General features: G+C 62.8%; 20 protein-coding genes. 13 read left to right on the forward strand and 7 right to left on the reverse strand.

All coding sequences use genetic code 11. The features are described 5' to 3' along the window. Nucleotides 1-40 precede the first annotated feature (40 nt). Together CH266_RS24845 and CH266_RS24850 are read left to right on the forward strand one after the other, a co-directional pair. On the forward strand, nucleotides 41-1,216 hold the full coding sequence (locus tag CH266_RS24845) for a tyrosine-type recombinase/integrase (RefSeq protein ID WP_094716402.1): 1,176 nt from the start codon (nucleotides 41-43) through the stop codon (nucleotides 1,214-1,216). A gap of 38 nt (nucleotides 1,217-1,254) precedes the next feature. Next, on the forward strand, nucleotides 1,255-1,908 hold the full coding sequence (locus tag CH266_RS24850; protein ID WP_094688966.1) for a hypothetical protein: 654 nt from the start codon (nucleotides 1,255-1,257) through the stop codon (nucleotides 1,906-1,908). 189 nt (nucleotides 1,909-2,097) lie between these two features. Here the strand turns inward: CH266_RS24850 and CH266_RS25245 are convergent, their stop codons facing one another. Further along, the gene (locus CH266_RS25245) at nucleotides 2,098-3,045 is read right to left on the reverse strand and encodes a hypothetical protein (RefSeq protein ID WP_141214576.1); all 948 of its coding nucleotides are present in this window, start codon (nucleotides 3,043-3,045) and stop codon (nucleotides 2,098-2,100) included. 215 nt (nucleotides 3,046-3,260) lie between these two features. Between CH266_RS25245 and CH266_RS24855 the strand changes: the two genes are divergently transcribed. Beyond that, nucleotides 3,261-4,256 (forward strand): hypothetical protein, encoded by a 996-nt coding sequence (locus tag CH266_RS24855; RefSeq protein ID WP_255176021.1) that lies wholly within the window; start codon nucleotides 3,261-3,263, stop codon nucleotides 4,254-4,256. A 138-nt stretch (nucleotides 4,257-4,394) separates the two neighbouring features. Here the strand turns inward: CH266_RS24855 and CH266_RS24860 are convergent, their stop codons facing one another. Continuing rightward, on the reverse strand, nucleotides 4,395-6,221 hold the full coding sequence (locus tag CH266_RS24860; RefSeq protein ID WP_141214577.1) for a hypothetical protein: 1,827 nt from the start codon (nucleotides 6,219-6,221) through the stop codon (nucleotides 4,395-4,397). A 208-nt stretch (nucleotides 6,222-6,429) separates the two neighbouring features. Continuing rightward, entirely contained in the window at nucleotides 6,430-6,642 is a 213-nt protein-coding gene (locus CH266_RS24865; protein ID WP_037174519.1) for a hypothetical protein, read from the reverse strand. Nucleotides 6,643-6,945: 303 nt separating this feature from the next. Between CH266_RS24865 and CH266_RS24870 the strand changes: the two genes are divergently transcribed. The 3 genes from CH266_RS24870 to CH266_RS24880 all read left to right on the forward strand — a co-directional run bounded on the left by CH266_RS24870 (nucleotide 6,946) and on the right by CH266_RS24880 (nucleotide 10,023). Beyond that, nucleotides 6,946-7,437, forward strand: coding sequence for a hypothetical protein (locus CH266_RS24870; RefSeq protein ID WP_141214578.1), 492 nt, complete (start codon nucleotides 6,946-6,948; stop codon nucleotides 7,435-7,437). Then, on the forward strand, nucleotides 7,434-8,591 hold the full coding sequence (locus tag CH266_RS24875; protein ID WP_141214579.1) for a DUF6545 domain-containing protein: 1,158 nt from the start codon (nucleotides 7,434-7,436) through the stop codon (nucleotides 8,589-8,591). The genes CH266_RS24870 and CH266_RS24875 overlap by 4 nt, the downstream gene beginning before the upstream one ends. Before the next feature lie 70 nt (nucleotides 8,592-8,661). Continuing rightward, nucleotides 8,662-10,023, forward strand: a complete 1,362-nt coding sequence (locus CH266_RS24880; RefSeq protein WP_255176025.1) for a cytochrome P450 — start codon at nucleotides 8,662-8,664, stop codon at nucleotides 10,021-10,023. A 7-nt stretch (nucleotides 10,024-10,030) separates the two neighbouring features. On the opposite strand, the gene CH266_RS24885 is transcribed toward CH266_RS24880, so the two are convergent. From CH266_RS24885 to CH266_RS25620, 4 genes are all read right to left on the reverse strand, one after another. Beyond that, complete coding sequence (locus CH266_RS24885) at nucleotides 10,031-10,417, reverse strand: hypothetical protein (protein WP_094716406.1); 387 nt, start codon at nucleotides 10,415-10,417, stop codon at nucleotides 10,031-10,033. Next, nucleotides 10,410-11,102, reverse strand: coding sequence for a hypothetical protein (locus CH266_RS24890; protein WP_094688960.1), 693 nt, complete (start codon nucleotides 11,100-11,102; stop codon nucleotides 10,410-10,412). The genes CH266_RS24885 and CH266_RS24890 overlap by 8 nt, the downstream gene beginning before the upstream one ends. Before the next feature lie 192 nt (nucleotides 11,103-11,294). Beyond that, nucleotides 11,295-11,753, reverse strand: coding sequence for a helix-turn-helix domain-containing protein (locus CH266_RS24895; protein WP_094688972.1), 459 nt, complete (start codon nucleotides 11,751-11,753; stop codon nucleotides 11,295-11,297). Between the two features lie 453 nt (nucleotides 11,754-12,206). Next, nucleotides 12,207-12,344: a hypothetical protein gene (locus CH266_RS25620; protein ID WP_157226203.1), complete on the reverse strand. Its 138-nt coding sequence runs from the start codon at nucleotides 12,342-12,344 to the stop codon at nucleotides 12,207-12,209. A 401-nt stretch (nucleotides 12,345-12,745) separates the two neighbouring features. Between CH266_RS25620 and CH266_RS24900 the strand changes: the two genes are divergently transcribed. The 7 genes from CH266_RS24900 (at nucleotide 12,746) to CH266_RS24925 (ending at nucleotide 18,169) form a co-directional block, all read left to right on the forward strand. Beyond that, nucleotides 12,746-13,960, forward strand: coding sequence for a hypothetical protein (locus tag CH266_RS24900; protein ID WP_255176022.1), 1,215 nt, complete (start codon nucleotides 12,746-12,748; stop codon nucleotides 13,958-13,960). A 91-nt stretch (nucleotides 13,961-14,051) separates the two neighbouring features. Beyond that, complete coding sequence (locus CH266_RS24905; protein WP_094688959.1) at nucleotides 14,052-14,894, forward strand: hypothetical protein; 843 nt, start codon at nucleotides 14,052-14,054, stop codon at nucleotides 14,892-14,894. A 51-nt stretch (nucleotides 14,895-14,945) separates the two neighbouring features. Further along, nucleotides 14,946-16,634 carry a cutinase family protein gene (locus tag CH266_RS24910; protein ID WP_255176023.1) on the forward strand — a complete coding sequence of 563 codons (1,689 nt, stop codon included), beginning with the start codon at nucleotides 14,946-14,948 and terminating at the stop codon, nucleotides 16,632-16,634. 32 nt (nucleotides 16,635-16,666) lie between these two features. Then, on the forward strand, nucleotides 16,667-17,311 hold the full coding sequence (locus CH266_RS24915; protein ID WP_094639795.1) for a DUF6668 family protein: 645 nt from the start codon (nucleotides 16,667-16,669) through the stop codon (nucleotides 17,309-17,311). A 38-nt stretch (nucleotides 17,312-17,349) separates the two neighbouring features. Continuing rightward, complete coding sequence (locus CH266_RS24920) at nucleotides 17,350-17,646, forward strand: hypothetical protein (RefSeq protein ID WP_094639458.1); 297 nt, start codon at nucleotides 17,350-17,352, stop codon at nucleotides 17,644-17,646. A gap of 27 nt (nucleotides 17,647-17,673) precedes the next feature. Next, nucleotides 17,674-17,829, forward strand: coding sequence for a hypothetical protein (locus CH266_RS25625; protein WP_176457206.1), 156 nt, complete (start codon nucleotides 17,674-17,676; stop codon nucleotides 17,827-17,829). 67 nt (nucleotides 17,830-17,896) lie between these two features. After that, entirely contained in the window at nucleotides 17,897-18,169 is a 273-nt protein-coding gene (locus CH266_RS24925) for a hypothetical protein (RefSeq protein WP_094639457.1), read from the forward strand. The last annotated feature ends 10 nt before the right edge of the window (nucleotides 18,170-18,179 follow it).

Here is an 18,179-nt window from a genome sequence, read left to right on the forward strand (position 1 = left end):
TCTCTGTAGACGTGTCGGTGGCCTGCGCTAGGCTGCAGATATGGACTTCCGGTCAGGCCGAACACCTGCGGTGACCACCCTTGTCGGCACTGACGAGGTCGGCAGATCAGTACCCATCGAGCCAGAGATCCCGCCCGCTGTCGCGAGGCGGATCGCGAGCGCCGTCCAATCGTCACGGTCGGAGGGAACCCGCAAGACCTACGCTGCCGCGTGGAGACGCTTCACCGACTGGTGCGACTCGAATGGTCACGTGACATTGCCGGCGCACCCCATCACCGTCGCAGCGTATCTGGTCGACGCGGCCGATACCCGCACCGAAGCGGGAGAGCGGGCCTATGCCGTCGCTACCTTCGGCACGTGGATCGCCGCAATCAACCACCATCACCGGACGACCGGACATCTGTCTCCGTCCGCACACGAACTTGTCGCTGCAACCTTGTCAGGAATCCGGCGGGAGTACGCCGCAGCGGGGGACCGGCCCCGCACCCCACGTGATCCGCTGTTAGTCGACGACATCAAACTTCTTGTCGAGACCGCTCGAAAGCGATGCCGCGGTTGGGCCGATGAGGTTCTAGAGCGACGCGACTCCGCCATCCTGTTGCTCGGGTTCGCCGGCGCCTACCGCCGCAGCGAGTTGTCGGAGATGGTCTGTGGAGACGTCGCTGTGCATCGCCACGACGGCATGCACATCCGGCTGCGGAAATCGAAGACCGACCAAGAGGGCAGGGGAGCGGTGAAAGCCCTGCCGTTCACCGAGTCTCACGAGGCTTGCCCTCCGTGCGCGTACGTCCGCTGGGTGCAGGTTGTGGCTGCGTTCGATGCCGGTGGCCGTCCGTCTGTGATCCGCCTACTCCGGAAGCGAGAACCATTCGACGCTCACGTGTGTCGTGGGGGAGTGCCGCGCACCGCCGCCCGCGCACCGTTGCTCCGGTCCGTCGCGAAAAACGGCAACCTGGGTGCCGCCGCGCTGTCTGGAGCCGCAATTCACCAGACCATCCGTCGCCGCGCCGAACACGCCGGCTTCGACCCGACCGCACTCGCGAAGCTGGGCGGACATTCGCTCCGCGCCGGCTTCGTCACCCAAAGCACGCGCAACGGTGCCGATGGATCCGCCATCGCCCGGCAGACCGGCCACGCCAGCCTCGACTCGGTCGAGGTCTACCGCCGCGAACATGTACCTCTCGTGGGCAATGCCGTGACCGACATCGGGTTGTAGAACGCTAAATGGAGTGGCTCAAGTTCTAGGCTTCGAGCATGGCAGAGCAAGTGGGGGGACAGCCCACACATAGCTGGGACGATTGGTTGTCCTGGTATGACCAGGTCTCCGGCCAGCACAACGAAGCCGATTGGCCCCGACTGTTGTTGTGGCAGGCACGTGACGTCGTGCCGGTTGACGTTCTTCGTCGCGCCATTGCGACGATATGGATCGACGTGAGTGACGGACTCGTGAATCTTCCAAACGTCGATCTGCCCACCTACGGAGGACACACGCCGAGTCGCCTTACCCCTGCAGAGTGGAATCAGCTGTTCGAACGAACCGGATACATCTCGGATGAGAACGAAGACACGGGCACGGGCACATGCGCGAAGCCGACCACGCTTTACCGGTTTGCCAAACACGATCGCGACCCCGCAAAGCCCGGTGGCGAGATGGGGTGGTCGTGGACTGTCAGTGCCGACGCGGCCGCCCTCTTCGAAGATTGGGACAGCACCAGCCTGCGCGATGGCTGTTTGTGGAAGGCAGCCAATATTGATCCTGCCCAGTTGAAAGCTCACCTGCACACGAAACCCCTACCCGTCCTAGGCTATGAGAACGAGTTCGTGTTCGAGCCGACACGTGCACAGTTGAGCCATGTCATGGCAGTACGAAATTGCGCATACAGCGAGCACGGGGCGGAAGCGCTGTGATAGCGATAGATCTCGCCGACAATCGGGCAGGACCGAGCAATAGACCGGCACCTCACCCAAAGCCATTCGGACGGCGGGGAAATACAGTTCTGGCGAACGCGGGGATGTCTGGGAAAGCGGGTATGCCCAGTCCGCAAGCGTCGAAGGGTAGCGAAATCTACCTCCCGACGACTGAGCCGGAGCGTTGATTCAACTGTCCGGTTCCGTAGTCGTTACCTTTTGACCTACGGCCCGGGACCGTCGCACATTGATGCGCCATGATGATCTTGATCTGTTGCTATGTGCGCGCCCTGCGATACTTCCGTTGTCGGTACTGACGAGCGCGCGACGCAGCCCTAAACGCGACGACACTCGGGGTCGCGGGAGCAGCTCGATGTCGCTCCGCCGCTCGTGTACTCCGATGGCCACGAATGACGCTGCGATAACCGAGGTCAGCGCCGGAACGCCGGTCCAAAATGCTGTCATCAGCAACGGTGTCACGCCGTCCGTTTGCTGCGATTCTGCCCTCACGTAGACGGCGACTCCTCCAGCTAACCCAACCGACAATGCGGCAGTGCCCGGCACGAGGTCTCGAACGAACCAACGCCAGGATGGACCGGGCCGACGCTCTCGGTAGAAGTCGTGAAAACCAAAGATTCGTTGACAATGGCTTATCTCACCCCGGTTATAAAACGCGCGAGCAGTGCGCGCTCTCTGATAAAGCGAGTGTTCATAGTTTCGAAACGCCTGCGAGATAAACAACCATCCCGCGATTACTACCAGGAAGGCGGGGACATCACCTCCGAACACTTCGTATGCAAACGTGTTCAGCTCGAAAGGTTGCCCGCTCTCCACATACTTGCCCAGATAGAACCCACTCTGGCCAAACAGGGCGGCGGTAATAATCCACATCAGCCAGGGCCACACGAACGGCCATGCGCCATGCGTTTGACGAGCAACTACAGCGGCGACAGTCGCGCGGTGTAGCCGAACGATCGCCGTCGTATGACGCTCGCGTGGATCGAGAGAGGCTTTAATCTCACGCAGGGTTTCTTCGCGGCGTCTAAGGGTCGCGCTCCTGGTGTTGGACAAGACGAGTGCTACCAAAGCTGTCAATCCAACCAGCAGCGGCCCGAACGTCACAAAATTGCTCAACATGGGGCCCATACTTCCGTTTGGAATCCGCAACAGTCGAGTCGGTTCGGTTCTACAGCCGGTCCAGCCTGCAACTCACCGGATTGACGTTGGTTGACTGATCAGCAGGGCACATGATTGGCCCCAATGGCGACTGCTCGAACGGTGTCAAGACTTCTCGACGTACACCTCGAGGAGTCGATCCGGAGCTGTCGGCCCAAGCCGGTACCGTCGCACAGATGGCAAGACGGGGCACCGCGGTGAGCGGGTATCGCTACGAGTGGGGGCTGTTCGCCGACTGGTGCTCCGCCGCGAACGTCGAGCCACTACCTGCGACGCCGATCACGTTGGCGGAGTTTCTCGACGAGAACCCCGCCGGCGATGCAGTGCAGTTGCGCCGGGTCTCCGCTATCGACCACGTCCACCTCGAAGCCGGCCTCCCCGCGCCAGGGCGCGCGACTTCGCTCCGGCTGGCACTGGACTCTGCCCGCAGCGCGAGAACGATCCGACGTGCCGTGCAGTATCAGGCGATCGGGGCCGGACTGCCGACCGTGGGATCGACTGCCGCATTGTTCGGCCGCCGTGATGCTGTACTACTTCTCTTGGCCGGAGTGGGTTTGTCGCACAGGGCAATTGCATCACTTGACCGCGGCGAGATCACCATCGAGGGTGAGAGTGTCTGGATCGGTGGACACCACCATGTTCGCATCGATCCCCACGACGTCACCGACTTCAGTCCGGTAGAGGTATGGGAGCGGTGGCGCACGGTCCTGCAGTTCTCCGACCGCTACCCATCGACAACTCTGCTCGCAGAACATCTGCACGACAACACGTTTCCCGAGATGTCTGAGTGGCCGTTCCGATCGGGCCCGATCGCGGTCCCGATCGACCAGTGGGGACACATGCCCCTGCCCGTCGCCGCGATGACTGCCGCCGAGGTCGGATCGGTCATTGCCATGCACCGCGCCGGGAACGCACCGCTACACACCTCGCGCCGCCATCGCGTCGTCACCTCGCAGAATCGCGGGGATACCAAACAGCTCCAGGTCGTCGGTCCTACCGAGCTGGAGCACTCCGTGGAACTTGATTCCGGGTACTACCGCTCAGGCGTCGATGCACGACGCCGCGCACATACCGCTTTGGCCGGCGTTCCCGACATGGTCGACGACGTCGAGGACCGTATCGAAATGCTCCTGCAGCGCACACTCGACCTACTTGGTAACGAAACACTCTGACATACCTGGGTGTCCGCGCAGGGATGAAGGCAAGCAACAACACTACGTATCGTCAAGAAAGTTGACGACCACCTGATCCCGAGAAACGAACGAGAACGATATTCGCGTCTGGCCGAGATACGTGACCGGCATAGTGTCTTAGAACGGGTCAGGTGGACCGGTGTTCATCACCGCCATGATGTAGTCGCGGTCGGGTGGATCGGCAGGGTGTTCGTCGGCGATGGCAAACAACGACCGGTCAGGTTCGGGCGGAGTGCGTGCCTCGTCGCGAGCTGCAAGCCATTCCCGCCAGACGATGCGTTCGGCGCGGTGGCGCACAATGCGGGCACGGACGGCCGACGTGAGACCGTGACGATGGCCGATGTCGTCGAGTTCGACCGGCCCGACACCGATTTGGGCGCTCTCGACCGTGAGCAGACCGGCAACGCGCAGATCCAGTAGAGCCTCGTACCCGCTGGTACGTCCGATGCCGATGGCGATGAACAACTCGTCCGGGGTGAGGGGTTCTGCTGCTGCGACGACTGCGTCGTAGAGGATGCGGTGACGCCATCCGATGACACTCCATGCCGGGTGTACCGACTCCACCTGCACTGACTCGGGCAAAGCGTCGGTCATCGCGCGTCCCGCGTGTGTGGGCACCAGCGCGTACCGGTCGGGGTTCTGACCCACCCCACGCTCGATCAGCAACAGCGGTGAGCCTTCCATGTCCCGCAACCGCTCCAGAACAGACCACACCGTCGATTCCGGGAGCATGCCGGCCGCAATAGACAGTGACCGCCCACCGACACCGACAGTGGGAACACCTTCAACTATCTGTCCCGAAACCGCAGCAGCCCACGCCAGTGCTTGAACAACTGCATGAGTCGTCCACCGATCTCGCCGATGTAAGAACTCCGTAGCGACCCAAGTTTGGGCGTGGGTAAGCCATAAACGAAATACCGGATCGTAGGTACCCCCTGTGTGCTTTTGCTTGTGCCCGGTATCCCGGACTGTTTCTGGGAGTGTGGAGGCGGCCCATTCGAGGGCGCGCACAGTGTCGCGGCGGATGGCGCGTTCGGGTTCGGCGTAGCGGGCGTAGGCGGCACGCACACCCGCCCACGCTGGTTCGGTGACACGAGTGAGAATGTCGGCGGTGCTGGCACCGGAGAGGACGGCGTGGGTGATGACGGACTGGCGTGCTTCCGAGCGTGAGGGCCAACGGCGGGTGTCGATGCGGCCGGTGCTGGCGAAGTCGAGGACGCAGCGCGGCGGAGGGGTGGAGCGGCAGAAACGCGGATGCAACCGGGCGCCATCGCTGCTGCCGAGGACTCGTTCAGCGGACGCTTCGGTGCGGATGTGGGCGGCGATCGGGCTTATGGCCGCTCCGCCCGTTCCTCCGAGCAGGGCTTCGAGCCGCTGGAGCGTGCCGGCATCCGACCCGACGGTCAGGATGTCGGACGCTGCCGCCGGGTCGAGATCGACGAGGGTGCGGTAGCCACCTTCTTTGCACTGCGAGCCCGGCACGGTGATGCAGCCGGTGGCATCGTTGGTCATCGGTGTGATGTCCAACGTGGGAAGTCGCGCTGAGAGAAGGCGCAACAACGGCCGGACCTCGTCAGCAGTGACTGTTCTTCCCGGTGCCAGCGGTATCAGCACGTGTCTGCCGCCGCTGGTCGATTCGTCGACTACTGCGCGGCCACCGCATTCGGTCAACCAGGCCAGCAGACGCGTCACGTCGGCGACAACGGAGGCGTGGCCGTGGTGTTTGGTGTCGAAGTCCAGGGCAACGACGCCGGCGCGCCCGCGTGAGAACAGCGGCACAGCCGATGGCAATGCCGGTCTTTTGACCGTCAACGGCCCCGCGGACACGTATTTACGCGTCGTCGGGTCGTACAGCCTCATCGACCGGCGCGCAGCAATGGCCGGCGCGAATCGATGCCACAACCGGTCCGCAGTCGCATCCGGATGGACGACACGAGCATTCAATCTTGTACCTACTTCAGGGCACGATGTACCCTGAGACATGTCACGCAAGACAAGTCCCTTCGGGGAGTAGCAACACCCGAGTCGCGAGCTAGTCACTCGCTTCTCTGATTTCGAGAACCCTCGGCCCGCCCGCCGGGGGTTTTTCGTTATCTGTGCTGCGCTAATTCAGTTGAACGTATGTCCCGAATGTCGATTCGGAACTAAACGATCACGCAGTCAGGGGCAACACTCCTTGGTTCTGCGGTCGGTTGAGTTCAAGTGCGAGGTCCTCGCGGTCATTCACGATCGCGATGAGGTCGGCCAGGTATTGACCCAAAGACGTCACACCTGCTGAACTCTGTTGTTCTTCGAGCGTCTTGATCAGCTCTAGCGGGATTCGGACAGTCAACGGCTTCCGGTCACCCTTACTGGGCATCGGCATCGCGTGGCCTCCTTCATCTGCATCATCGGTCCCAACCAGTGCCTATCCTGATGCAGAATCATGTTCGGCGGGCTCAGACACGCCGAAAGCGTCGAAGGAAATTACATCGATGTGAGTCGCCCGCGTCTTTGGGGCTAAGAGGCAGAGCGATTCCCGGTCTCGCGACTGGAAGCGGTGGACCGCCCAGCGGCCCTTTGTGGCGCGAGGGTGTGGAGAACTGCTGCTCGGAGAGCCTCACAGCGATGCAGTACCCTGGCACCGCAATCTGAAGACGGCAGCTGGGGGGCTCCTATGAAAGATTCGATGGCCAATGTCTTCGAGGCGCGCGCAACTATTGAAGCGATGATTCCCTCCCCGTGGAACCGCGACGCGTTCATCGACGCTCTCTCGCAATACCGCGGCCGGCCAATCGAACTTCGTGGGGTCCGGTCATCGGATAGCAGCGAGCTGTACGGCGATCTCCAGTCATCACCATGCGGCGTGTGGTGTGACTGCACGGACAAAGACATCATCCTGTACGACCTGGGGATGACAGAGCGCCATCTAATTCAGGTGCTGTGCCACGAGGCAGCACACATGGTCCTCGGTCACTCATCCGACCAGGAGCCGAACGAAGACTGGTTGCGGCTACTACTTTCCGATGTCCCGCCGGACGCCCTGCGCAGCGCTCTAGGTCGCAACCTCGTTTCAAACGAGCAGGAGAGCGAGGCCGAACTCTTGGCAGACTTAGTGATGACGAAGGTCTCGCATTTCCGCGATTCGGCCGCTATGCGATCGTTGTGGGGGACGGCATGACCAGCTCCGTTCCGGGACTCATCAGTTGGACAATCATCCTGATGTCGGTCGCAACATTCGTAGCGCGAATGATCCTGCTGTTCGGGCGTTCCGGTTCACACACAGAGCGGCTGGTGACGTACGCACTCGGTTTTGCAATCCTGGCTGCTGCCTTCCGCGAAGCAGAGGCCCAGAACTTCCTGGCAGTCCACGTCGGGCTATCCGTCGGGTTCACCCGCCAACTCGGTACGACCATGATTGTCATGGCTTACGTGCCGTTGGTCCTAGTGCTGGTGTCGTCGTGGGCACGATCTCGATTCTCCGACCGGTGGATCACGGACAAGCCAGTATGGCTAGCTGGCTACATATCCGTCCCGCTCATGCTCGTGTTCGGCACCCACGCTCGGGTGCTCGACCAATACGTCGACCGAACCGAAGGTTGGCAAACGGTCGCATACTTCTCGATCTTTTCCGCCTGGTGCGCCGCCGTAAGCGTCCCTCTCGTCTACGTCAGCGTGCGCGATCTCGTCCGGGGACAACTTCGAGGAAAACACATCGCAACATACCTAGTTCTTCTGGTCGCTGGTGCATGGGCGACGGAAGAGGCAATCTCCATCTTCGCGAGCTCGGTATTTGCCGCAACCGGAACTGGCACGTCGTTTGTCGAGTTCAGATTCGCAGCAAATGAGAATAACTTCGTTTATATTCTACTTCTCGGTGCAATTGTCGCCATTATTCGGCCCATCTATCTACTGCTCGAACTCGCAGAACTAGACCCGGCAACCCGGTCCATTCGAAAGCTCCAGCCACTTCGCGAGGACCTAGTCGCCACCTGCAAGGACGATATTCCCGGTTTGGATAAGAAGTACCACGCAGCCGCCGGATCAGGACGTATAGAGGCCTTACAACGGATGACGGTCGAGATCCGCGACTGCTTACTGGTGCTCGGACGGTTCGCGACCCCCATTGACGACCACACTGACCCCGCTACGGCTTCCGCGTTCCAAGTCGCGGCAGCTCTGGAACGAAAACGTTCCGGCGGTGCCCCGGGCGACTACATACGACTACACGCCGCTGACAGAGATCGAGACCTTATTGAGGAAGTGCGCGCGCTGAACAAGATCGCGTGTCGGTGGGAAACAGCAAAGCAATCGGCCATCTCAACCCACGCTTAACAGCGTTCAGGAAGTAGTCACATTGAGCCAGTCTCTGAGCAGTCCCCTACGTATCAAGGCGAAGGATAGGGTGCTGCCGCACCCACCCCATCGGATACCCCTTCTCGGTGATATTTGGGACCTTCACATCACCGATTCGAGTCAGTGGGGTATGAAGGGAGCGCAGCGGTACGGCGGTATCTACGAGCGCAACATTGTCGGCACCCGCGTCACGTATGTCTCGGACCCTAACCTGTTGGTCGAGATCAACGACGATCGGAATTGGTCGAAGTTTCTGGGAGTACCCATCCGGAACCTTCGAGAAATTGTCCGAGATGGCCTGTTCACCGCACACAACAGAGAGCCGAACTGGGCGAAAGCTCACGCCATTCTTGCTCCGTCGTTCACAGCTCAAGCGATGCGCGGTTATCACCAGACGATGGTCGAGGCGGCCGGGCAATTGACCTCGCTGTGGCACAGTAAGCCCGCTGGGTCGTGGATCGATGTGTCGGCCGACATGAACAAGACAACGCTTGAAATCATCGGCCGCTGCGCGTTCGGCTACGACTTCGACTCCTTCACCGATTCTGGTGAACACGTTCTGGTCGGTGCCATGCTGAGAGAGCTGCGCTACATCAACCGTGCCGCCTACTCGCATCCCCTCGTCGAGAAGACTATCTTTCGCAATCAGTTGAAGCAGCACCGCGAGGACGTGCGGATGGTGCACGCCCTGGTTGATGATGTCGTTGCAACCCGAAAAGCCACCGGGCCGGGTGGCAAAGGCGACCTGCTCGACCGCATGCTGGTCGAGGCCGATCCGGACAGCGGGGAGCTGTTGGACGACGCCAACGTGCGAAACCAGATTCTGACGTTCCTTGTGGCGGGTCACGAGACGTCGGCCGGGGCTCTCGCATTTGCACTGCACTACTTGTCGCTCCACCCTGAAGTGGTCAAGGAAGCACGCCGCGAAATCGAATCTGTCTGGACGGACGGCACCCCTACGTTCGAGCAGGTGTCGAAGCTCAGAGCCACCCGACGAATAGTCGACGAAACCCTACGCCTGTGGCCGGTGGCACCTGGGTACTTCCGAAAGGCGAACGCCGACACAATGCTTGGAGGTCGACATCCATTCGAGAAGGGTGAGTGGGTGTTCGTCGTCTTACTGCAATTGCACCGTAACGCCCTGTGGGGATCGGACGCAGAAGAGTTCAACCCCGACCGCTTCCTCCCTGAGAGGACGCGTGGTCGACATCCCGAAATCTACAGACCTTTTGGGGTAGGGATGCGGGCCTGCATTGGCAGGCAGTTTGCCTACCACGAGATCCTGATCGTCTTGGCGACCATTATCAAGGACTTCGACATCGAGCCGGATCCCGATTACACGTTGCAGGTGCGGGAGACCATCACGTTGAAGCCTGAGGGGCTACGCGTGAAATTGCATCCTCGGACGTGACTTGGGCTCAGCCGCGCAAAGCGCGAATCAGAGCGGCTCGATCCGAGGATGTTGGTTGCCCCCGAAACCGCAGCCGTTTCACCCCTTGTTGCCGGAACACCCTCAACGTATCGAGCTGCTCCTGCAAGTCTTTGAAGCGCTGGTCGTTCTCCGATGCTGTGAGGTAATCGCTTGAGAAGCGGAAGAAGCCAGCGATGTCGGAAACAACCGCTGCAGATGGCATCTTTTGAGTTCCGGCACCTGATCGAAGCTGCTCGAAGGCCTCAACGGAGATGTTGTGCCCACGCTCGACCAGATATTCCACGACAGTCTCGTTGGACGTTTCGGCCTCGTCGATAAGATGGAAAGTATCGAAGAGTGCGTCGATTCTGCGGTACATCGGGAATTTACTCATCGGACTGCTCCAACCGCCGTTGAAATCGTTGTTCCTGCGCTTTGGTCAGACCATCGGTTTGGCCGGCGAGCCACCGCCGATATTGCCATTCTGAGACATCAGCGGCATCGGTCGGTATCGGCTCGTCGAGGAACGGCCCTAACAGCTGGAGGATTGCGGCAAGCCCACCCGGAGAGGAACGCCGGTTAGCTTCAAGCACGCTGGTGACATACGAGCCGTAGATTGGTCGAATAGCCAGCGCCAGGCGCTCCGAGATCGATCGCAGCGATTCGTCTTCCCTGACGTCAGCCAGGTCCTGCAGTTCGCCGACAAGCTTGGTTACTTCGGCTACGGCGGCTACCGGAACCGAGAGGCCAGCAGAGGCGAGAGCGACGTCAGATCTTGCCGCTGCCGCGGGCGTGCCGCCTACTGCGACTCTCGCCGCTGATCCAGCCTCCCATTGCAACCCGATATCGAGCTTGCGAAATGTCGCCGCCCCAAGGTCGTCGCCTTGGCCCCGCTCGATTTTTAATAGCGTCGGTTCGGACGGCCCTCCATTGAGAGACACCTGCCGACGGCTGAACTTAAGCTGATCCCGCCTTGCCAGGACAGCTGCACGCAGGCGTTCTGCGGCGCTCCCACCCATGCTGCCTGCTTTCATTTCGGCATTTGCGTACAACTTGCGAGTTACACCGCCCCGTGCCACTCGAAGAGTATATGTAAATCTTCTGGTTTAAGGTCGAACCGCTGGTCAAAGTGATCAAATCCCATCAACATGCAGACAACCTCAACCACTTGCGTGAGGGGAATACTTGCGTATGGTTTGCGTATGCGCAACGGGGGCGGGGGTTTGTCGGCGGTGACCATGAGGGTGTTACCCGAGCGCCTTCCACACTTTTCACTGCCTGGTTCGACCCCTCTCGAACGCCTCGGCGACAGCCACATCCGGGAGCTTCAACTCGACGGCAATCCGTGCACACACGGCGTCAGTCAGCGACGCATGCCCGCGCTCGAGCGCCGCAAGCAGCGGTGTCGAAATTCCTGCACGCTGGGCAAGTTGAGCTTGCGTCCAACCGGCGAGCTCGCGGAGATTAACGAGCTTGCACTCGGTCTCGGGTATGTGAATCAGCTCGGCCATCTCAAGGCCCAGTACCTGCGCGACGCGCTGAAGTCGGTCCACCTGAGGTGTCGATCGTCCCACCTCCCAGGCCGATATGGATGCCGAGCTGACAGACGCCCGCAGAGCCAGTTCCCCTTGAGAGAAGCCCTTGTTCAGTCTCGCCTCAAGGAGCCGCGAAGGCACAAACCCCTCCAAAGGGCGTCGACTCATCCTGGGCACCCGAACATAACGATCCATGCTGCCCGACCCCTGCTCTGTTGTCACAAACTGTCGCTATACACTGTTGCTATAAACCGTTATGATAAACGAGATAGGTGGATCACCTTCTCAGCCCTCGCGGGGACTTGAAGCAAAGTTCACATGATCTTGCACAGACCGTTGTCTGAGCGATGCGGTCCGGGGAAGCAGCAGAACCCTGCACATCCGGATTGCAGAGGAACCCTCAGCGCCATCGTTGATTGGCGTCTCTGGCGGCGCTGAGGGTTCTTTTCTCCATCGAGCTCCAAGTCCAATCACTGATCTAGGCAAGCGCGGGCTGGCACCCACGCTTCGCCGTAAACGAACTGCAATCGGTTCGGGAGGACGACTATGACATCTTCTCATCCAGGCACGTTGCTCCAGCTCAATCCTGGCTGTAACCCGCAGCTTTGCCCGGCGACGACCGCGACAATCCTCGACTTCGTCGTGTGCTCACTGCCCGAGGGCTCCCATGAGACCCACCAGCTGCGGTGCGAGACGACCGGTGAACTCCTTGGTGAGTGGACCGACGCGGACAAAACGTTTCGCCTGCCCGCCAACGAACTCCAGGGCGATCTCGAGTTCAGTCACGTGGCCTGACCCCCAGTCTCGACTGGGGGTCCCGCCTGACACCCAGTCGAGAGCTACAGCGACAGTCCGACTCCTGAGACTGCGCCGTAGCTCATTTGGTGGACCGGCGCGAGGGTCGCACGGTGACGCTTCGACCGCTCATCGTGTGCCGAACTGCGCGACCCCGCCGGGACATCGAACCAATACCCACACCTCAACTGACAGAAAGGAATACGCCCGATGCTTTGGATCTTCACGCCCAAGGCATCAACCGTCGTCCGCGCTGAGGGTTCACCCGAAGGCTGACCCTCGTTTTCGGTCGTTTCCCAGCGCGGACGGTGGTGGTTCCACCATCAACTACTCCTGCCACACATCACCCAATACCGCTGCATCGCAGCGCCTTACGAAAGGCACCACCAGTCATGTCTCCTCAGCAAGGAATCGGTGGGCGTCATCGCCGCCGCAGGGAACGGGCACTCGTTCTCACTGCCGTGCCGGTCGCCGTCGCACTGGCGTGGGGCACCGCGACCGCCCACGCGGCACCGCAGGACTTCGTGACCGCCCCCGACACCGCGCAGTCCGGAACCACCGACACCACCCCCGTCGCGCCGCCGCCGGCCCCGACCAGTGAACGTCCGTTCCTGCCCGGCTACCAGGCCTCACCGCAGGTGCAGCAGTCGCAGTGGCGTAGCTACGACGACTACCGGTCCGGCAATCAGCAGTCCTCGTACAAGACCACCTACTACGAGCCTGCCCCCGCGCCGCAGGCGGCGCCGACCGAGGCACCGCCTGCCTTGCAAGCGGCCCCGCCGCCCCCGCCGCCGGTTCCGACGGTGCAGCGCAAGGTCATTGCACCGATCGACGCACCCGACGGCTACGTCCTGGTCGGCGGAGAGCTCGTCCCGTACGACCCGAACCTGCTCGACCGGAACCTAGTGGAACAGTTCAACAACACCGGAGCCGCTGTACAGGCCGACGGCGGAAACTGGCTCGTGGACAACGGGTTCGCCGACGCATCCCGCGCTGACCGCATCGCCGCCGGCACCGCCACCGGTGTATTGACCGGTGGCGCTGTCGGCCTCGCCGCCTCCGTGGCCCCGGCCGCGGTAATCACCGGAACCGCCGCTGCCATCGGTGGCGCACTCGGCGTCGCCGCCACGACCGGCACAGGCGCGATCGTCTGGGGCGGACCGGTCGGCTGGGTCTTCATCCCCGGTGCGGCCGCACTCGCAGGAGCAGGCGTGGGTGCTGCCCTGTCGGCACCGATCGTCCTCGGCCTGACCGGCACCGGTGCTGCCATCGGCGGCATCCTCGGTGCCACCGTCCTCGGGGGTGAGCAGCAGATCATCGAAGAGCCCGCCCCGCTCCCGGCACCTGAAAGCGTCCCAGCGGCCTCTGCTGCGCCGTTGCTTGTCGAGGCCTCCGGTACCCAGAACACGGTCGACACCACCATCGGGCAGGCAGCAAGTGCTGCACCGGTATGGACCGAGCCCGCCTACGAGCAGGTTCAGCAGTTCTCCTCGACGGTGCTCGAGCAGCCAGCCGTTGCTGACACGGTAGCCGCGGTGAACACCGCCGTCGCTCCCGTTCTCGACCAGGCGAACGCTGCCCTGGCAGGACTGAACATCGCGGTCTGATATGCGGATACAGCCCGACCGTACCGGTGGGCGGGCTGTATCCGAAGGTTCGATCCCGTTCCTGCACTTCGACACTCGGAAAGGCCCTGTTGTGGCACCTCGAGAGACCCCCGACGACAGCTCCGATGATTGGTTCGCCGATCCTATCGTCGCCGACACAGAGACTGCCGCTGCAGCGTCCGAGCGCAGACTGACCGTCCTGACCGACCAGCACCATACCGACGTCGATCCCGACGACGACTGGTTCGCAGGCGACTCTGCGGACGACGTGGACCCAGCACGGCCAACGGACGGATACAGCTCCTTCGACGAACGGACCTCTCTACTTCGCACTGGAGGCCCCTACACCGCGCCCACACCTTCGCAGTCCTGGTGGCGTCGTCACCGCTCCGCTGTCGCCGTCACGACTGCACTCGCGGTTCTGGTCGGAGGAGGCTTGGGAGCAGCTCTGGTCCTCACCGGCGTCGGTGACGAACCGCAAGCCCCTGCCGCACTGCTGCCCGACGAGATCCTCACCACAACGGCTCCGACCTCGACCGCCCCCGCAGCGGCCGGTGCCGCCGCAGCCGATGTCACCTGGTGCCGGGGGCAAGCCGACGGTGACCCGGTCACCGAAGACAGCGACGATCTAGGCGCAGTGGCGATCTGGCGGTTCGAGAAGGCCTTCTACTTCGACCGCGACGGGTCCGCTGCCCGCGCCGCAGGGGCACCGGATGCAGTGATGGCGTCCGCACAGAGACTCCAGCAGGGAATCGACCAGCTCGAACCCGACATCGAGTTCTGCGTGCTCGCTGATCCGGTCGACGCGGGGATCTACGACGTCACCGTCGTCGAACGCGGACCCGGGATCGACGGACGCATGAGCCGCCAACGGATCACCACCACCAAGACGCCGGACGGCACGACGCTCATCTCCGCCATCGTCCCGCGCTGACCCCCTATGACCAGGCACATCCGCTGGACCCCACCGAAGAAGAGAGAAGCCGTGCACACAACCATCGACCAGGTTCGCCGCCTCACCCCGCGCCTGCTCGCCGCCACCGCAGCGATGACGCTCGCGGTCTCTGCCAGCGGAGTCGCGGCCGCGCAACCGTCCGCTACACCCACCCCGTCCGGATCAGCAACGACCAGCCGAACCAGCACCGACGGCGACTGCCCGGTGCTCCAACTCCTCGTCGTCCCCGGCACCACCGAGATCGACGAAAACACCTCACCCGATACCGATTCCGGCTTCTTCTCCCGGCTGACCGTCCCGGCGATGCGCGATGCGAACTCCGGCGACGGACCCGCTCTCGACCGCAAGTACGTCCCGTATCCGGCATCGTTCGGCGGCAAGCCAGGGGACCGCAGCTCCGTTCCCTACGCCCAGTCCGTCGACATCGGTGCCGAGAACACCACCACCATGATCTCCGATATCGCCGCACGCTGCCCCGACTCCAAGTTCTTCATCTCCGGCTACTCCCAGGGCGGCGAAGCCGCATCGAAGGTCTTGCGCGCTATCGGTGCCGGACAAGGGCCGATACCTGCCGACGATCTCGCCGGCGGAGCACTGTTCTCCGACCCCACCCGCGCCGAAGGCGAAGACGTCATCGCAGGTGGGGGATCGACCCCCGCACCGGCACCGGGAACCGACGGCGCAGCCGTGGACACCGTCCAACTCGCCCCGGCCGTCGCCGCAGCCGCCCCCGCAGGTGGCGGTATCGCACCGACACCGAAGATCGCTGGATTCGGAGCAGTGTCGGACCGGGTCGCCTCGTACTGCACCGCAGGCGATCTCGCGTGCGACACCCCCGTCGACGCACCCGCGGCCAAGCTGGTGGCGTCCATCGCCGGACAGTCCTCGATGGACACCCGCGACCCCGTCCGGATCCTCACCGACGTCTCCACCGCCGTCGGGCGCACTGCCCTGATGACCGGTGCGTCGGTAATCAACGACAACATCGACTTCGACTCCAAGGCAGGACGATTCGAGGTCAACTCATCGTCGGAGACGGTGCTGTCGAAGATGGCGAAGTACTCCGACCCGTCCGCAACCTCGACCGACGAGATGATCGACGAGGCGGTCGGTGCGGTCACCAAGATCGCGGGTATGGCTATCGGCGCGGCGATCACCGTCGCCAAGGACGTCATCACCCCCGAGACGATCGGCCAGCTCGCCACCGTCGGTCTGACCAATCCACCCGCAGCTCTGGGCATACTCGCCACCAAAGTGCTGTCCTCAGCGGTCAAGCTCGTACCCCCGGCGACCATCGACTCGGCCGTCGACGTCGCATTCAAGGAAGTGTCGAACACCATCGACGAGAACGCCGGTCTCGCGCAGCTCGTCACCGACACCTCGTACTGGAACACCGCGACCAAACACGGCTCCTACGACAGCGTTCCGGTCGGATCCAAAGGTGAGACCCCCGTCGAGCTGACCGTGCGGTGGATCGTCGCACTCGCCGCCGACCTGACCGGCGATCAGAGCCTCGCAGACAAGGTCGGGGCAGTGATCGAACAAGGCGCGGCCCTGTTCGCCACCACCGACACCGTACGCAGCGCCGGGAGCATCCTCGCTACCCACGCCACCGTCGGAACCACCGGCACCGCCACGACGACCACAGCGGCCACCACAGCGACCCCCACCGTTTCTGCCGCTGTGCCAACCACCGTCTCACCAACCACCACTCGGTGACCGAGAACGCCGGAGAAGGAGGTGCGCCCGACATGGCCGCACAACCAGCAGAGCGCCGTGACTACGACCGAGACGACGAACCATCTGTCACCCCGGCCGGACTGCGGATACCACCGCAATCCCGGCAGGCACCGATACACGACAACCCGGTCTCACCATCGGTCCACGGTCGCCAGCCCGCGATGTGGCTCCTCGCCGCTCACGGGCGCTCCGGCGCAGGCACACTCGCTCAGATCTGGGCCCCGGCGGGCGACGCCCGCCGGGGCTGGCCCGCCCGCGACCGGCACCCGCACGTCGTGGTCGTCGCGCGCACCGACCGCGCCGGCCTCGACGCTGCACACGATCTGCTCCTGCAAGCAGCCGCAGGACTGACCGGCGGCTGCACCCTCCTCGGACTCGCTCTGGTTCCCGACGCACCAGGCCCACTCCCGAAGACCCTGCGCCGCTGGGCCGATGTCGTCGCCTCCGCAGCCCCGGCGGTCTGGCGGATCCCGTACGTCGAGGATCTGCGCACCCACAGACAGCACGAGCTCGCGATCTGGACACCCTCCGAGCCCGACCCACCCCCACCCGGGCGGATGCGGGCACCCGCCCCTTCGACCACCACGCCACACCACGAACTCGCCGTGATCGGGCGGGAAATCTTCGCTGCCGCCCGCATCGCCGCAGGCCACTGAACCGCAATACCACTCACCCTCACAGAAAGAGATCAACCATGATCACTACCCTCGCCGCGTCGACAACCACCTTCCTCGCACAGAACATCGGTGATGTCAGCCCCCAAGCACCGGACGGCCGCACCGGGGAGAAGATCTTGACCCTGCTGTCCTGGCTGATGTGGGGCTGCATCATCGCCGCCGTCGCCGGAATCATGATCTGCGGCGCGATGCTCGCCTACGAGAAGATCTCCGGCGGTGGCCAAGGCGGTGCCACCGGCAAACTCGTCGGCGGCTTGTTCGGGTCCATTGTCATCGGTGGTGCCGCCGGCCTGGTCAACATGCTCGTCCTATGACCGCCTTGAACTGGACCTTGTGGGGGGGTGTTCATCGCCTCGATCAGCGCGATGGTGATCAGCGGAGGTGTGGTCGCCGTCGACAAGACCATCTGCAGCCGACACGACCGCGCGACCACAGTCCTGCTGGTCTCGACCGTGGTCGGCACTGTCTCCGCAGGTATCGGCGCGGTGATCGCATGACCGGTCACACCGGCGCCCTGGCCATCACCGTGCTCTGTTCGTTCAGCGCCTGGTGGGTGAACGTGTCATGGCCATGACCGACGTGCTCGCTCAACCACCCACCGAACCGGTCGAATGGCCCGACGAGGTGTGGCAGCCGATCATGACGGGCCTGTCGTGGCTGCTCTGGTTCGCCATCATCACCTGCATCGCAGCACTGTTCGTGTGCGGGGCCGTGTTCGTCAACCAGCGCAAGTCCACCGGAACACAGATGGTCGAGGACGCGACCCTGGCCCGCATCCTGATCTGCGCCGCCATCATCGGATCCGCATCCGGAATCGCTCAAGCCGTCCTCGCCTGAGAAACCCACA

It is taken from the genome of Rhodococcus sp. 06-1474-1B, from assembly GCF_002258885.1.
GTDB lineage: Bacteria > Actinomycetota > Actinomycetes > Mycobacteriales > Mycobacteriaceae > Rhodococcoides > Rhodococcoides fascians.